This window comes from Brucella sp. H1_1004 (assembly GCF_047308065.1).
Lineage (GTDB): Bacteria > Pseudomonadota > Alphaproteobacteria > Rhizobiales > Rhizobiaceae > Brucella > Brucella pseudogrignonensis_B.
Genome location: NZ_JAYKZA010000001.1, coordinates 513,117 through 529,706, shown reverse-complemented (window position 1 = coordinate 529,706; position 16,590 = coordinate 513,117). Strand labels below are relative to the sequence as shown.

Below are 16,590 nucleotides of genomic sequence, written 5' to 3'. Positions count from 1 at the left end.
CAAGGTATGGCCCGAAACAGCCGCAGCAAATCGGACAATGCTTCGCTGACCAAATCAAAGCGACGGCCTGAGGTCATTGCTGACCGTATCAAAGACGTGATCCAAACGGACCATCTCAAACCCGGTGATCGGCTACCGCAGGAAAAAGACCTGATAGACCAGTTTAAGGCGGCAAAAGGTACTGTGCGCGAAGCGATGAAGGCGCTTGAAACCCAAGGCCTGCTCTTCACCCGCACCGGCCCCGGTGGCGGCGTCTTCGTCGCGGAACCATCGACACAACACGCAATGGAAATGCTCGGCAATTATTTCTTCTTCGACCAGCCAAGCCTTCAAGAAATTTACACCATTCGTAAATTGCTGGAGCCTGAGATCGCTGTATCCCTTGCCGGCAGGTTGAGCAATGATGATCTGGAGAAACTGGAAAGCACGATGCGGTTTTACGACCGCCCTCCGACCAATCTGGACGACCAGTTTCAGCAGCGTGTGGCAGAACTCGATTTTCATACACAATTGGCGCAACTCTGTCCAAATCGGCTTCTTGGGTTCATGTGTGGTGTTTCGCACAATCTGCTGCGCAACATGCCTGTGGCGCGTGCCATTTATGCCGATCCCACACCTGCATCTCGCGAAGAAGGCCTGCTTTTTCAGCATCGCCTTTTGACGGCTCTGATGGAAAACAGGGTCGAAGATGCACGTAAAATCGCGCTGGAACATATGATTTCCGCCGAAAAATACATGCTCTCCAAAGAAAACGAACTGAAAAAAGCACCAAGCGCATAAAAATCAGAAATTTCGGAACCATACCGGCGCGCATGCATTAGCAACTATGCAGGCCGCCGCCAAAACTCACGCGACGGCCTCATTTTTGTAGATTACAATGGAGGTTTCGACCCTTTTTATGTGTGGAATTTGCGGAGAAGTCAGGTTCGATGGTGCGACACCGTCGGTTTCGGCAATCTCGAAAATGGCAGACATTCTTGCCCCCAGAGGGCCAGACGCTTCTGGCATCGTTGTGCGTGGCAATGTCGGCTTTGGACACCGGCGATTGAGAATTCTCGATCTGTCGGAGAAATCCCAGCAGCCCATGATCGACGCCGATCTTGGCATAAGCGTTGTATTCAACGGCTGCATTTACAATTTCCGCGAATTGCGTGCTGAGCTCGAAGCCAATGGCTACCGCTTCTTTTCCGATGGCGACACGGAAGTTATTATTAAGGCATGGCACGCCTGGGGCGAAGAATGCGTGACGCGCTTTTACGGCATGTTCGCCTTTGCCATCCATGAACGCGACACCGGCCGTGTGATTTTTGCCCGCGACCGTTTTGGCATCAAGCCGCTTTATCTGGCAGAGGTCAACGGCGCGCTGCGCTTTGCCTCGACCCTTCCTGCACTCGTAAAGGCGGGCGGTGTCGATACGTCAATCGACCGGGCAGCACTGCATAATTACATGAGCTTTCATGCGGTGGTTCCGGCTCCGCGCACCATCTATAATGGCGTGCGCAAGCTGCCTGCAGCGACGATCCGTGTTTATCAGGCCAATGGCGAATTCCGTGATCGCATCTATTGGCAGCCGCCACATAGCCGTCTGGCTGGCGACAGCGCTATCAGCCGTGAAGAGTGGCAGGAGCAGCTTCTTGATACGTTGCGCGTCGCTGTTAAGCGCCGCATGATTTCTGACGTTCCGGTTGGTGTTTTACTTTCGGGTGGTGTGGATTCGAGCCTGATTGTCGGCCTTCTTGCCGAAGCAGGTCAGACCGGCCTTATGAGCTTTTCGGTCGGTTTTGAAGAAGCCAACGGCGAAAAAGGCGATGAGTTCGTCTATTCCGACCTGATTGCCAAACATTTCGGCACCGATCATCACAAGATTTTTGTGCCGAGCTCTGATTTGATGGATGCGCTTCCTGGTACGATTGCCGCCATGTCGGAACCAATGGTTTCCTACGACAATGTCGGCTTTTATCTGCTGTCGAAGGAAGTTTCCAAACATATAAAGGTCGTGCAATCCGGTCAGGGTGCCGACGAGGTCTTTGCGGGCTACCACTGGTATCCGCCGCTGGTCGATTCAAACGACGTGGTAAGCGATTATGCCAAAGCGTTCTGTGACCGCTCTCATGAGGTGCTTAAAACCCAGCTGTCGCCCGACTGGATAACAGATCGCGACTATAGCCGCGAACTTATCGAAGAGCATTTATTGCGAGATGGCGCTGACACACCCGTTGACCGCGCACTTCGTCTCGACAGTAATATCATGCTGGTGGATGACCCTGTCAAACGCGTCGATAACATGACAATGGCGTGGGGCCTGGAAGCTCGTGTCCCGTTTCTCGATCATGAACTCGTGGAACTGGCTGCACGTATGCCGCCAGAAGAAAAGTTGCGGGATGGCGGCAAGGGCATTTTGAAGGACGTCGCCCGCAAGATCATCCCAAGCGAGGTAATCGACCGTAAGAAGGGATACTTCCCGGTGCCGCAGCTTAAATATATCGCTGGTCCCTATCTCGATATGCTGCGCGATGCGCTTTCATCGCAACAAGCACGCGAACGCGGACTGTTCCAGCGTGATTATCTTGACCGCCTGTTTGCCAACCCTTCTGACCATATCACGCCTTTGCGTGGATCGGAGCTTTGGCAGGCCGGACTGCTTGAAATGTGGCTTCAGACGCAAGAGGCGGCGTGAGATGAAAAAGACAGGTGAAGTTGAAATAACGCGGCAGAAAGCAAGGGGCAGAAACGCGTTCTCGCACCGGCTGACACGGCTGCGTACACCCGAAAGCGCTGGCTTTTATCAGGAACATCTGTCCCGCCAAACAGAGCAGAACGTACACAACCCCAACCGTAACACAGTGCTTGATTGCGGTTGGGGACGCCTGCTATTCGCGCAGACCTTTGAAAGCAACGAAGCGATCATTGAAGCGTTGCGCGCCGAGGCTCCTTTAAGCCGTGATATCCTGTTTTATGTTAGCGATCCACATGTGCTGCTATCGCTTGCACCACAGGAAATCTTCCTCGATCCGTCGCACACCTATCGGCTGGAGCTTTCCAATTATCGGGCAAGTAACCGCAGCACACGCGGCATCACCATTCGCCGCGCTATATCTGAGATCGACGCTGACGGCATTAATGCCGTCTATGCGGCCTGTGGTATGGTGCAGTTACGCGACGACTTCTTTTCCTGCGAGCGTGACAACCGCGCTGTTACCTATTTTGTCGCTCAGGATGACGCGACGGGCGAGATTGTCGGCACAGTCACAGGCATTAATCATCAACGCCTGTTCAATGATCCCGCTCAGGGTGGCTCACTCTGGTGTTTGGCTGTGCATCCGCAGGCACGACAACCCGGCATCGGCGAAAAGCTCGTGCGCAAGCTTGCGGAGCATTTTCAGGCTCGGGGACTCAATCATGTTGATTTGTCTGTTCTTTACGACAATGACAACGCAATCCGGCTTTATGAAAAGCTGAAATTCCGCCGTGTGCCGCTTTTTGCTATCAAACGCAAAAACGCGATCAATGAGAAGTTTTTTGCCCAGCCGATCAATTCCCTTGATGCACTGAACCCTTATGCGCGCATCATCGTTGACGAAGCGCTTCGCCGTGGTGTGCATGTGGACATTACCGACGCGGAAGGCGGCTTTTTCCGTCTCTCGCATGGCGGACGCTCAATCCACTGCCGCGAAAGTCTTTCTGAAATGACATCGGGCGTTGCTATGTCGATTTGCGATGACAAAGCCGTCACGCGCCGAACAGTGGCAAAAGCCGGTTTGAGCGTACCTGAGCAAATCGCGGCGGATGCAGATGACAAAACGCTTGAGGCTTTCCTTACCAAACATCACAAACTCGTCGTAAAGCCCGCGCGAGGTGAACAGGGTCGCGGGATTTCCGTCGGCATCACGACGATGAAAGATCTGCGCGCGGCCATCAAGCAGGCACGCGAAGTTTGTAATCAGGTTCTGCTCGAAGCCTGTTTTGAAGGTGAAGATCTGCGATTGGTAATTATTGATTACAAGCTGGTTGCCGCCGCTGTGCGTCGCCCGCCGCGCGTAATCGGTGACGGCAAATCAACCATCCGCCGTCTTATTGAAGTGCAGTCACGGCGCCGTATGGCTGCAACGGGCGGCGAAAGCCGCATCCCTATTGATGCTGAGACAAAACGCTGCCTTGAGCAACAATGTCTGACACTTGACGATGTGCTTGACGACCGTTGTGAGATTACAGTGCGTAAGGCTGCCAACCTTCATACCGGCGGGACAATTCACGATGTCACGGCCACTGTGCATCCAACTCTGGTTGATGCCGCCTGCAAGGCTGCAAGCGCCATTGGGATCCCCGTAGTCGGAATTGACTTCATGGTGAAATCACCCGAGAGGTCAAACTACGTTTTCATCGAAGCCAATGAGCGGCCGGGACTTGCCAACCACGAGCCACAGCCAACTGCCGCGCGCTTTGTCGAGTGCATGTTCCCTCAACTATAAGTTATTTTTGAGATACAGTTGATTAATCCCTCAGATTTTCTAATCTGATCGGATTAATCAACGCAAAATTCATATCGGAATTTCATAATTAGATATCAAATTACAAAATAATATTGCTTATTCTATTCAGAAGTATAATATTACTTAGTTAACATACCCAAAAATACGGATTTTGCACATTCACGGGGGCCGGATGTGGATAGTCACATTAAAAATGAAAATTGCGATAATAATTCCGATCTAAGCTTCATTGAAAAGCGGATGAGAAATGAATTATGGAAATCCATAATGTCTCCCTTATATGAAGTATTTCCAATTTCCGACAATAAGCAATCAAGTATATCTGGAGAGATAGAATCTAGATTGTTTGGTTATTCTCTAATAGGAAAATCAAAATATGATGCACATCTATGTGTCAGAAGTAATACTCTCATAAAAAATACTGGTATAGATCACATTTTACTTCAAGTGGTTTTAGGTGGAGAATTTCGCGGAAATTTTGACGGAGTGAACATTACGGCGCGCATGGGCGACATCGTTTTAATGGACTATGCAAAACCGTTTGAAATACAAGTATCGGAAGGCGGAACCTATTCTTTCGCATTTGATCGCACGATCATTTCCAGAATCCTAAACCCTCAATTGCTGCATGGCTCGGTCATAAGAGCAGCGACCCCATTGGCTATTATGCTCACCAACATGATTTCGACCTCCTTGAATATCGCATCAAATAGCAGCGTCATCGAAACTCGTTCACTGGAAGTAGATGTCATAGAATTTATCGGCAAAAGACTTGCACAAGAAGGCAGCAGAATAAATCTGCCAACCGAAATACAAAGACAATCCATAATAGATTTTATTGATCAAAACATATCCAATACCGCATTGGGTCCAACTTTAATAACCGAGCGATTTAATATATCGAGAGCACATCTTTATAGAATTTTCGATAGTTACGGCGGAATAAGTAAATTAATCTGGGACAGGCGATTAAGGGCCGCTTACGTCGATGTTTCAAAATTACCCGAAGGGCAAAAAGTGTCCATTAAATCAATTTCTTATAAGTATGGCTGCACAGATCCTGTACAATTCAGCAAAAGGTTCTCTAATCGATATTCATTTGGTATCAAAGATGCATTAGGGGTAGGTATCCGATTTACTGACTTAGATGGAAGCCTTATAAAAATCCAAAGACATTTCTCCAAGATTAAAGCCGACGAATAATCGTTACGCATCCTTTTAAGGTAAAGAAAAACTGAACTATAAGATATTAAGAATTTATCTTAAACTTTAAAAATTCAGGCATTTCGATTCTATTAAAAGGTCAGGCGCAGCGTTTCCAATGAACTCTCAATCTCAGACCATTTTTCTTTCGCGCATAGCAGTCATCAGCACTGCAATGATATTTGGCCTGACCTATAGTCTCAGTGCAGCTCTCATAGCGCTGGACCTAGACGAAATGGGGTTCAGCGAGGCCGTTATCGGAACAAATGCAGCTATGCACGCAGTGGGAGTGCTATGCATGGCATTTTTGCTGCCACGCTTCAGTGCTTTGCTCGGAATGCGTCTTCTTGTCATTCTGGCCCTAACAGCTGCGGCTCTTTTACTCGGTTTGTTTCCTGCCATCCCTCTTATCTGGCTGTGGTTTCCATTGAGGATATTATTAGGCGCAGCATCCGAAACGCTCTTCGTTGTCTCTGAAACCTGGTTAAACGCTCTTAGTACCGATGAAAACAGATCCAAAAGCATGGGCATATATACTGCCGCTCTATCACTTGGATTTGCACTTGGGCCACTTACCCTTTCGATCATAGGTTCGTCGGGATTTTTGGCCTATCTTGTGGGCTCTGTGCTCGCTGTCGTTGCTGCATTGCTGATCAGCAGCCCACAAATAGCCGCGCCACCAATAACTGATAAGCCTCATGGTAACCCGCTGCGTTATATTGTTTTGGCTCCAGTAGCACTGGCAGCGACCGTTTTGAATGCGGCCATTGAATCGTCTGGCTTGTCCTTCCTCCCGCTTTATGCCGTCAATCTCGGCTGGAATGAAAATCAAGCCACTCAGCTCATGTCCGTCATGATGTTCGGAGCCATCATCCTCCAAATTCCCATTGGATTTTTGGGAGATCGAATGAACAGACAAACACTTCTGGTCATACTGGCCGCGCTTTCGGCAGGTGGCGCTGCGGTGTGGCCTTGGGCCCTCAGTCTCCCATGGCTAACGTACTCGCTGTTATTCTTGTGGGGCGGCGCTTTTGTCGGAATTTATACAATCATGCTCAGTGTAGTGGGAAGCCAGTTCAAAGGCGCTCAGCTTGTTGGCATCTATGCCAGCATGGGCTTAATGTGGGGTGTGGGCGCATTAATCGGTCCTCTCTTCGCTGGAATAGCTCAACAGTACCTAACGCATGGGTTGCCAATCTTCGTTACGATAGCCTGTCTAATTTTTCTGACGCTCGCTCTCTTACTGCGTCCCCGCATAGATCGAACGGCCTAATAATCTTAATTTTCCGATGCTTATAACCATAAACGGCCTTCCTTGCGGAGGCCGTTTTCATTCTGAGACAAGCTTTTCTTAACCACTTATTTACCACGTTTGTAGGAAACTGAACTTAGCAAATCATTGCGTCGATCCGTTCGTGAATTCGGCTTTCGACTGTTTCTATTTTTGGAAAAGTGAATTTCACATGGCAAACAACAATCAGGCATCCGGTTCTCGTTCTATAATCGAAGAACTCAACGCCCTGCGTGAGCGTCATGTTGCCCCAAAATCAAACGCAATGAATGAGTTACACAATACATTAGCTGAGTTGGAAAAGCGGCTTGGACAAAAGGGAAGTATTTCTTCTCACCCTCGTGCGGATGAAGCGCAAAAATCTGATGAACGCATTAAGGGACTCGCAGAAATTGCTGAGCATCTGCGTCGTCTTAACGAGCAGCAAAATGAACGCGCATCGGTACCGCGCTACGCCAATACCCATCAGCAGCCTGCCTCGCCTTCCAATGAATTAAACAGCCTGCGCAACATCGACAATCGTTTAGAGGAAATCAGTCGCGCTGTAATCGCGACTAATCGCTATCAGAATACCAGCGGTGACGAGGCGCTGCGACTGGAACGTATCGAGCGCCAATTGACGGAACTGACACAGCAGCTCGATAACTCAGTGGCTGACCAGAATGCAGACACGCTTTTCCGTCGTCTCGGCGAGCTTTCGCAGCGTATTGATGCCCTGAGCGAAGGGGCGCATTTGCCTGAACAAGCACTTGATCAACTAGCCCAGCAGATTAACCTCCTTGCGCACCAAGTCGCCAAGGTTATGGAAACCTTCAGCTATTCTGATTATCAGAGTGTCGATACCCATCTAGAAGCGATTGCTGAGAAACTTGCGGCTGCGGAAAAATTCGCGCAGGAGTCCAGCCCAGCTTTGTTGGAAAAAATGGACAGTCGCTTCAAAGAATTAACGAAGCGTCTGGATGCGCAATACGCCAGCCATTATGCCGAAGGCGGCTTGCTTCATACACTTGAAGGCCGTCTTGATGACATTTCCCAGCAGATTTCACTTGGTTTGCTACAAACACCGCAACCCGACGAAATTGCCCTTGCCGAAAGCGATGCTATTCGTAGCCTGGAAGAGCAGATCGCAAATTTGGCGCGCCAGTTGGCAAAGCCATCAACAGAACTTGCAGAAATCAAGCCACGCCTCGACGCTATAGAACGCTCTGTTACAGAAAGTCGCGAAAACATCCTGGACGTGGCACGCGAAGCCGCAGAAACAGCAGTGGCCCATGTAATTAAACATGGAACGGCGCAAGATAATGCTATTGCACTGCAACTCTCCAACGACATAAAGTCGCTTGAAGCGCTCGCACGTAATTCCGACGAGCGAAATGGTAAGACATTCGAAGCAGTTCACAATACATTGGTTAAGGTCGTAGACCGGTTATCAAATCTCGAAAAGCACATTGATACAGCTCCGGAAGCCGCAACGGCTACCTCCAAAGCAAAACACGTAATTAACCCCTATTCAACAGCGCCACAGACACTTCCGACCTTCCCTGAGCAAAATTCAGAAAAGCGCGCGCGTAAGGTTATCGAAACAACAAATACGGAAGAAAAACTTGCAAAACTGACGCCCAAAAACCGTAGCGAGCCTGAACTCGGTGCAGCTCTCGATTCAGTTCAGCCGGATAGAGACAGTATTCTTGATCTTAACACGATCATGAAGCGCGTACGTGAGGAACGTGGTCAGCAGGATGGTACACAGACTGAGGCAAGTGTTAAGGCTGATCTCATCAGTGTCGCGCGTCGGGCTGCGCAACATGCAAGTGAAGAATCTGCCAAGCTGGGTCAAAAACAGAAAGCGGATTCTGAAAAGAAGAAAAGCGCCATCACTGACCTGTTCAGCCGCCAGCGGAAGCCAATTCTTCTGGCAATCGGCGCGGTGATGTTGGCAATCGCAGGTTTGCAGGTTGGGGCTGCATTGATGCAGTCCCATGTTCAGTCAGATATAATTGCGAATACAGTCGCACCTGCGATTGATAACGGCACAACAGCCTCCATCGCCCCAATTGAGGTCAAGCATAAAGCTGCCGCAACTCAGCAAATGCCGAAAGAGCTTTCTCCTGAAACAACCGTTCAAAAACCTCAACAAGAAAGCAATCTGACGACACCCAAGTTGCAAGAGCCCGATGTTCGCGACACATCAGTCGCTTCTGAATCAGAACCTTCCACGATTGACCTGCCCGTTGATGTTGGAACTGCTGCTCTGCGCGAAGCGGCGATGTCTGGTGATGCACGTGCGCTTTTTGAAATAGGCAACCGCTATATGGAAGGCCGTGGCGTCAGCGAAAATCTGCCCGCAGCGGCCAGTTGGTTTGCAAAATCTGCCCAACGAGGATTCGCGCCAGCGCTGTATCGCCTTGGAAACATGAATGAGAAGGGACTCGGGATACCCAGGAATATCGGTCAAGCCATTGATTGGTATCAGCAATCAGCACAAAAGGGCAATGCAGGAGCGATGCACAATCTAGCCGTTCTTTATGCTTCCGGTGCAGGCGGCTCTCCCGACAATGCTGCCGCTGTTCGTTGGTTTACAGATGCAGCTGAACTAGGGGTAAAGGACAGCCAGTATAATCTCGGCATTCTGGCAGCACAGGGTCTCGGAATGCCGGTCAATCTGGAAGAAAGCTATAAGTGGTTTGCACTCGCTGCAAAAGCTGGTGACAAGGATGCTGCGGACAAACGCGACCAAATTGGCGCAGCGCTCAATGCACAACAGCTTCAGCGCGCAAAAGACACAGTGGAACTCTGGAAGGCAAAGCCGCATAATCAGGAAGCCAATTCGCTCGATATGCCCGAAAGCTGGTTAGATACCAAACCAGTTGTGCAAACACCGGTCGATATGAAAAAGGCAGTCCGCAACATCCAGCTTATTCTCCAGAAGAATGGCTATGATGTTGGTACCGCCGATGGCGTCATGGGCAATAAAACCCGTAACGCGATCTCGGAAATCCAGAAAGCAAATGGGCAAGAGCCGACAGGTGAAGTCAACCAGCAACTGGTCCAGCTTCTGCTTGAAAAGAATAAATAATCAGTCGATCAGGGCGCGATACTGTCCTGATCGGCAATGATCGATTTTGAATCGCAATAAAGTCTTGCACTTTCATTGTCTTTGACATCGTTCGTAAATTTTTCTGTCGACGAATAGACCCGCACTTCTGCGTCTCGAATAGCCCCACCGAGACGCTTATCTTCCGTTACAACAAAGGCATACACATATGCGCCGCGCGCGTAACCCAATGCCATGGTCATATCGGTTGGATGGTCAATATTCGTGTCTTTGGTCGAAAACCACGTTGAGTTAGTTTCAAAATAGAGTTCCGACGGCTTGGTTCCGGTTACATAATTATAATAGGCTTCTTTCTTATCAGGATGGGCCTTTGGATCCGCGATACGACAAAATTCAACACGCGCATCGCGATCAGGAATATTGCAGGCAAATTGCGTCTGCCACGGCGGAATGCAATTGGCCATTGCGGGCAGTGGAAGAAATGTTGTTAGCGCCAGAGCCACATATTTCATAATAACTTATCGCCTCCCGGTCTAGCCGTGCTTCACAAATGAACGGATATATTAGAACATTGGCGATATAAAAAGCGAAATAATGATTTAACTCAGGTCGTTACTCGTTGCCATAAGTAACAGGTTGAATCCTCTCGATACGGAATAATATTAAAAGAATAACAAGGGGAAGATTCATGCTGCTTTATGTAAATAATGAAATGGAAAATGGCATTATTGCAAAACTACCCCTTGCTCTCGACAAGGACATTAAGGGATTTCAGGGCGACGCCATCGACTTTGAAATTTCATCTATAAAGGGGCAACTCATCCCTGTAGAGGATGTGCAACCATATAAATCCATGTTCAGAATTAATTCTGGAAGCTCTGAATTAAAGAATATTTACATGGCGCTTTCGTTTAAACTCAACTTCGTCACTCCGGACGGCAAAAAAACGTCCTTGACGCGATCCGGTCCTACCGATGACTGGGTTATAACCAACGGGGATTATTACTGCGATGCAGCAACGTCTTTTGGCTTCACATCAGGCAGCAAATTTGCAGGAAATTACAGTGCAAGCCTCACCAACGCGTTTCTTCACATCATTAAAACTGGCAACCTGATTGACAGCAGAATGTCTGACCCGATTGCGATCAAAGCGCAGTTTTACCCGTCATCAGTACATGCGGTAATGACGCCCAAAAATGACATTCAGATCATAATTGGTAACCGCCAAAGCGGAGTTGAATAACACTATAGAGGTAGTTTTCGGTGGCTTTTCAGGGCAAATTGTTGTCCGCAAACAACAAAGTTCTATTTTCTTCGGTCATCCCACTTCTAAGTAACTCTATTTGCAATCGGCGTTTGACTTCACAACGACGAAAGAGCAAACCCATAGAGTGCGTTTTCTGTGATGATTTTCAGCTAACATGCACGCCAAATCAGATTGTTAGAACCGCGTTCTCATAAATTTCTACGAAACGGGTTTTAGCGGAATTAAAACAGACCTAGCGGCAAAGCGCGGCCGCATAGGGCTGCGTGTGGTGCGTTTTAAAACCGGGTTCGGAATTGGGTATTTACCTTCCCATTGCGGAATTGTCGGTCAACATGCTGGTTCTGCTTGGCATGGGTGCTGCCGTTGGTTTTCTTTCCGGATTGTTCGGCGTGGGCGGTGGATTTCTTATCACGCCACTGCTGATTTTTTATAACATCCCGCCCGCTATTGCCGTTGCAACAGGTGCTAATCAGGTTATTGCCTCGTCTGTTTCAGGCGCGCTTGCGCATTTCAAACGGCGAACACTCGACATTAAACTCGGGCTGTTTTTGGTTGCAGGTGGTATACTCGGATCGCTACTCGGTATCTATGTGTTCTCGTGGCTGCGCGATCTGGGACAACTCGATCTTATCGTTTCTATCCTTTACGTCTTTTTTCTGGGCACGGTCGGCGGATTGATGCTGGTTGAAAGTGTACGTGCCCTACGCCGTGTGAAAAAAGGACAGGCGGGCGCAATCCGCCGCCCCGGTCAGCATACCTGGATACATAAACTGCCCTTCAAGATGCGGTTCCGTGCTTCAACCATCTATGTCAGCATCATACCCGTGCTCGCCATTGGTTTCTTCATCGGGCTGCTATCATCGGTGATGGGTGTCGGTGGTGGTTTCATCATGGTGCCAGCTCTAATCTATCTGCTCCATGTACCAACGAATGTGGTTGTTGGCACCTCGCTATTTCAGATCACTTTTGTGACTGCTTTCACTACCGTGATGCAGGCAACGACTAATCAGTCCATTGATATTGTGCTGGCATTTCTCCTGATGCTGGGCGGTGTGATAGGCGCACAATACGGCGCTCGCGCCGGACAAAAGCTGCGCGGCGAACAGTTGCGCCTGCTACTGGCGCTACTCGTCCTCGCCGTTGGTCTGCGCCTGGCATTTGGGCTGTTTGTACGCCCTGATAATCTGTTCTCGATCTCGATAGCGGATATGTGACATGTGGAAATTTGCACTCATATCTGCGCTTTTATCCGCCTTTGCTACAATGCCAACATCCGCGCAAATCAATTCAAGCGGCGATGGCAATGGCGTTCCAAAGCTGCAAAACCCGTCGGAAGAAACCATCGAAATCGGCCTTTCAACCGAAACGATTGCCATCACATCCAATTTCGGTGGCACAGATCTCACAATTTTCGGAGCTCTCGACAATGCCGATCCCGTGATCCAGCGTCAGGGACGTTACGACATCATTGTCGTGTTGCAAGGCCCTTCCCGCGATCTTGTCGTACGCAAGAAGCAACGTTATCTCGGCGTTTGGATTAACGCGGATTCTGAAACTTTTCTTGGAGTACCGCTATCCTATTCGCTGGCTTCAACGCGTAATTTGCAAGACATTGCTGATGAAAAGCTATACCGCCAGCTCTCAGTCGGCGTACGTAACTTTTACCTCAGACCCGAGGACCCAGCCAGCATGTCAGGCAATATCCTGAAATTCGGCAACGAGTTGCGTGAGATAAAAATGCGACAAGGGCTCTACAGCCAGCGCATTGGCGGGGTTGAATTTCTCTCGCGCACTCTGTTTCGCGCAACGCTTAACCTTTCAACCAATGTGCCTGTTGGACGTCATCGCGCGCGGGCACTGCTATTTCGTAACGGCGTTTTTCTACGCGAAGCCAATGCAAGCTTGGAAATCGTGAAAGCCGGTGTCGAGCAAAGCATTTATGATGCAGCACACAAATACAGCTTCTATTACGGCTTGTTTGCTGTTTTTCTCGCCGTCTTCACCGGATGGGCAGGCCGCATACTGTTTAAGCGCGATTAACCGTCGACCAGCGCCGCATGTGCAATCGGGTAAACCTTGCCCTGCCCCAGCATATAAACACGTAGTGTTGTATGCGCAAACAGACCGCGAAATGCCCGATCCAGAACATTAAGCGCGCCTGTATAAGCACCAAAGGCTGGCATGATCAGCCGCTCACCATCGCTCGCAAAACATGGACGTCGCACCGAGCGTCCCCGCCGAACAATCCGCGCTGCCGGATGAAGATGGCCTGCCACCTCTCCTTGCGCATGTGTTCGCGATGGCGCATGTCGGAATACAAGCGTTCCGATTGCAAGCTCCTCAGCACAATCGCCGGGCAGATCAGCCGGACGCTCAGGATCATGATTACCCGTAATCCAGAACCAGTCACGGCGTTGCATCATTGATTTAAGACGGATCGCGTAAAGCGATGGCAGGCGTTCGCTGGCCTTGGCATCATGAAAACTGTCACCGAGACTGATGACCGTACGCGGCTGATAACGCGCAATCACAGCTGCCAGCATATCGAGGGTGGCTGCAGTATCATAAGGCGGAATAAGCTGGCCGCGCCGGGCAAAAGACGAGCCCTTTTCAAGATGCAGATCAGAAACAACCAGCGTGTGAATGTCTGGCAGATACAGCGCACCACAAGGATCAAAAATGGCCTCAACCGCGCGCACCTCACCATGCGCCAGACTATAAACCTCTCCATTTCTCCAAACTGCGGTCATTCTATCGCTTCTCTGATCAATTCATCGGCTGCCTCTTCAAGCAGCATGTCATCGCCCTCGCCTGCCACGCGTTCGCGCCCGATTTCAAGCATAACAGGCAGCGCCAGCGGCGAAATACGATCAAGCGGCTTATGCAAGAGGTGCCCCTTCACGCGCGCTAACATATCACCCAAACGCTTGATATCTAATAGACCGGTCGCAGCATCGGCACGCGTTGCCTGCAACAAAATATGATCTGGCTCATGTGTGCGCAGCACGTCATAAATCAGGTCCGTTGAAACCGTCACCTGACGTCCTGTTTTCTCGAGCCCCGGATGCCGCCGCTCGATAAGCCCGGAAATGACGGCACAATTGCGGAAAGTTCGCTTCAAAAGATAACTTTCATCAAGCCAGGCTTCGAGATCGTCACCCAGCATGTCCTCGTCAAACAGGCGCGTCAGATTAAGTTTACCTGCGCTGATCATCGCGCCCATATCTTTAAGACCCCAAAGTCCCAGCGAATAGTCGGTGGCGACGAAGCCCAGCGGATACGCACCCATCCGCTCCAGACGGCGTGTCAACAGCATACCAAGCGTCTGATGTGCCAGCCTGCCCTCGAACGGATAGGCGACCATGTAAAACCGCCCGCCTTTGGGGAAAGTCTCGACCAGCAATTCATCAGTGCGCGGCAGAACAGACTTGAACGCCTGCACTTCCAGCCATTCCCGCACCTGTTCGGGTAGAATCTGCCAGCGAGAGCGATCTGCCAACATCGCACGCACCTGAGAGGCGAGATAAGTTGAAAGCGGAAATTTTCCGCCTGCATAGACCGGGATTTTGGCATCCTGCCCGGCTGCATTAGACGCCATGCATTCGTTTTCACGAATGCCTTCAAACCGCAGCACCTTGCCTGCAAAAAGAAACGTATCTCCCGGCGTCAGCGTTTCCAGGAAATATTCCTCAATCCGGCCCAGAACGCGGCCACCTCTCGCATTGGCTCCCTTGCCGCCGCGCGTAAGCCTCACATTCAGCTCCGGCGCTTCAACAATCGTCCCAATGTTAAGACGATATTGCTGCGCAATGCGCGGGTTTGAAACCCGCCATGTGCCATCGGCGGTCTTGCGGATTTTGGCAAAGCGCTCATAGGTCTTGAGCGCATAACCGCCAGTTGCTACAAAATCGAGAATTTGATCAAAGGTTTTGCGGGTCAGCGTTGAATAGGGCGCAGCGCTTTGCACTTCTCGATAAAGCTGATCGGCATTGAAAGGCTCAGCACAGGCCATGCCCAGCACATGCTGCGCCAGCACATCCAGTGCACCATCAATCAATGGCGGCGTATCCTGTGCTCCAATATAATTCGCATCGAGCGCTGCGCGGCATTCCATCACCTCAAAACGATTGGCAGGCACAAGAATGGCTCGGCTCGGCTCATCCATCCGGTGATTGGCGCGACCGATCCGCTGCGCAAGACGGCTGGCACCCTTTGGCGCGCCAACATGAATGACCAAATCGACATCGCCCCAGTCGATGCCAAGATCAAGCGTCGAGGTGGCAACCACAGCACGCAATGTGTTGGCTGCCATCGCCTGTTCGACCTTACGGCGCTGACTTGCATCGAGTGAGCCATGATGCAGTGCTATTGGCAACGTATCCTCGTTGACGCGCCAAAGTTCCTGAAACAGCATCTCGGCCTGGCTGCGCGTGTTGACGAACAGCAGCGTCGTGCGGTGCCTGCGCACCGCTTCATAAATATCCGGGATAGCATAGCGCGAGGAATGCCCTGCCCATGGCACGCGCTCTTCGGAATCAAGAATGGTAATTTCAGGCTTTGCCCCACCATCAACCGTCACGAGACCAGATTTCGGCTCAGTGCCATCCTGTTCGACCAGCCAGCGACGCAACTCATCGGGCTTCGCGACAGTTGCCGACAGGCCAATTGTTTGCAGTTGTGGTTGCAAACGGCGCAAACGCGCAAGCCCCAGCGCCAGCAAATGGCCACGTTTGGAAATGACGAGAGAATGCAGTTCATCCAGCACCACATAACGTAAGCCTTTGAAAAACTGCTCTGCCCCTTTGGAAGCGATGAGCAGCGCAAGCTGTTCCGGCGTGGTGAGCAGAATATCAGGTGGTGCCAGTTTTTGCCGCTGACGCTTATGTGCGGGCGTATCGCCAGTGCGGGTCTCAATCGTAATGTCGAGACCCATTTCCTCGACTGGTATGGTCAGATTACGATGAATATCGACCGCCAGCGCCTTGAGCGGCGATATATAAAGCGTATGCACGCCTTGTTGATTTGCCATACCCGGCTTTTTTCTGTTCCGTTGCTCCAGATCGACCAGCGCAGGCAGAAAACCGGCCAGAGTTTTGCCAGCACCCGTGGGCGCGATCAACAGCGTCGATTGCCCTTGTTCAGCGCGTGAAAGCAGTTCCAACTGATGCGCGCGCGGCGACCAACCCTTCTGTGCAAACCATTTTACAAAACGGTCTGGCAGATCAAAGGCATCCGTGGGAGTGGTCGAGGTCAGGTTCAGCGTCACCTCACCAATCTAGTGCTC

General features: G+C 50.5%; 12 protein-coding genes. 9 read left to right on the top strand and 3 right to left on the bottom strand.

All coding sequences use genetic code 11. The features are described from left to right. Positions 1-6 precede the first annotated feature (6 nt). From U2P60_RS02550 to U2P60_RS02525, 6 genes are all read left to right on the top strand, one after another. On the top strand, positions 7-780 hold the full coding sequence (locus tag U2P60_RS02550; RefSeq protein ID WP_413571108.1) for a FadR/GntR family transcriptional regulator: 774 nt from the start codon (positions 7-9) through the stop codon (positions 778-780). A gap of 118 nt (positions 781-898) precedes the next feature. Further along, positions 899-2,677, top strand: coding sequence for an N-acetylglutaminylglutamine amidotransferase (locus U2P60_RS02545; RefSeq protein WP_413571975.1), 1,779 nt, complete (start codon positions 899-901; stop codon positions 2,675-2,677). A 1-nt stretch (position 2,678) separates the two neighbouring features. Then, on the top strand, positions 2,679-4,469 hold the full coding sequence (gene ngg, locus U2P60_RS02540) for an N-acetylglutaminylglutamine synthetase (protein WP_413571107.1): 1,791 nt from the start codon (positions 2,679-2,681) through the stop codon (positions 4,467-4,469). A 195-nt stretch (positions 4,470-4,664) separates the two neighbouring features. Beyond that, positions 4,665-5,693: a hypothetical protein gene (locus tag U2P60_RS02535; RefSeq protein WP_413571106.1), complete on the top strand. Its 1,029-nt coding sequence runs from the start codon at positions 4,665-4,667 to the stop codon at positions 5,691-5,693. A 118-nt stretch (positions 5,694-5,811) separates the two neighbouring features. Next, positions 5,812-6,966 (top strand): MFS transporter, encoded by a 1,155-nt coding sequence (locus U2P60_RS02530; RefSeq protein ID WP_413571105.1) that lies wholly within the window; start codon positions 5,812-5,814, stop codon positions 6,964-6,966. A 190-nt stretch (positions 6,967-7,156) separates the two neighbouring features. Further along, entirely contained in the window at positions 7,157-10,060 is a 2,904-nt protein-coding gene (locus tag U2P60_RS02525) for a peptidoglycan-binding protein (RefSeq protein WP_413571104.1), read from the top strand. Between the two features lie 8 nt (positions 10,061-10,068). Here the strand turns inward: U2P60_RS02525 and U2P60_RS02520 are convergent, their stop codons facing one another. Next, the gene (locus U2P60_RS02520) at positions 10,069-10,551 is read right to left on the bottom strand and encodes a hypothetical protein (protein WP_413571103.1); all 483 of its coding nucleotides are present in this window, start codon (positions 10,549-10,551) and stop codon (positions 10,069-10,071) included. A gap of 176 nt (positions 10,552-10,727) precedes the next feature. Between U2P60_RS02520 and U2P60_RS02515 the strand changes: the two genes are divergently transcribed. The 3 genes from U2P60_RS02515 to U2P60_RS02505 all read left to right on the top strand — a co-directional run bounded on the left by U2P60_RS02515 (position 10,728) and on the right by U2P60_RS02505 (position 13,346). Continuing rightward, positions 10,728-11,282 (top strand): hypothetical protein, encoded by a 555-nt coding sequence (locus U2P60_RS02515; protein WP_413571102.1) that lies wholly within the window; start codon positions 10,728-10,730, stop codon positions 11,280-11,282. Positions 11,283-11,599: 317 nt separating this feature from the next. Further along, positions 11,600-12,520: a sulfite exporter TauE/SafE family protein gene (locus U2P60_RS02510; RefSeq protein WP_413571101.1), complete on the top strand. Its 921-nt coding sequence runs from the start codon at positions 11,600-11,602 to the stop codon at positions 12,518-12,520. Between the two features lies 1 nt (position 12,521). Further along, entirely contained in the window at positions 12,522-13,346 is an 825-nt protein-coding gene (locus U2P60_RS02505) for a TIGR02186 family protein (protein ID WP_313829073.1), read from the top strand. Here U2P60_RS02505 and pdeM read toward each other — a convergent pair. Both pdeM and U2P60_RS02495 read right to left on the bottom strand, forming a co-directional pair. Beyond that, complete coding sequence (gene pdeM, locus U2P60_RS02500; protein ID WP_413571100.1) at positions 13,343-14,056, bottom strand: ligase-associated DNA damage response endonuclease PdeM; 714 nt, start codon at positions 14,054-14,056, stop codon at positions 13,343-13,345. The two genes, U2P60_RS02505 and pdeM, sit on opposite strands and share 4 nt — an antisense overlap. Further along, positions 14,053-16,572 (bottom strand): ligase-associated DNA damage response DEXH box helicase, encoded by a 2,520-nt coding sequence (locus tag U2P60_RS02495; protein ID WP_413571099.1) that lies wholly within the window; start codon positions 16,570-16,572, stop codon positions 14,053-14,055. Before U2P60_RS02495 ends, pdeM begins: the two co-directional genes overlap by 4 nt. Positions 16,573-16,590: the final 18 nt, after the last annotated feature.

Coding starts and splice junctions, on each gene's coding strand:
- U2P60_RS02530 (WP_413571105.1), top strand. CDS start 5,812: ATGAACTCTCAATCTCAGACCATTTTTCTTTCGCGCATAGCAGTCATC.
- U2P60_RS02520 (WP_413571103.1), bottom strand. CDS start 10,551: ATGAAATATGTGGCTCTGGCGCTAACAACATTTCTTCCACTGCCCGCA.
- U2P60_RS02515 (WP_413571102.1), top strand. CDS start 10,728: ATGCTGCTTTATGTAAATAATGAAATGGAAAATGGCATTATTGCAAAA.
- U2P60_RS02550 (WP_413571108.1), top strand. CDS start 7: ATGGCCCGAAACAGCCGCAGCAAATCGGACAATGCTTCGCTGACCAAA.
- U2P60_RS02545 (WP_413571975.1), top strand. CDS start 899: ATGTGTGGAATTTGCGGAGAAGTCAGGTTCGATGGTGCGACACCGTCG.
- pdeM (WP_413571100.1), bottom strand. CDS start 14,056: ATGACCGCAGTTTGGAGAAATGGAGAGGTTTATAGTCTGGCGCATGGT.
- ngg (WP_413571107.1), top strand. CDS start 2,679: ATGAAAAAGACAGGTGAAGTTGAAATAACGCGGCAGAAAGCAAGGGGC.
- U2P60_RS02505 (WP_313829073.1), top strand. CDS start 12,522: ATGTGGAAATTTGCACTCATATCTGCGCTTTTATCCGCCTTTGCTACA.
- U2P60_RS02525 (WP_413571104.1), top strand. CDS start 7,157: ATGGCAAACAACAATCAGGCATCCGGTTCTCGTTCTATAATCGAAGAA.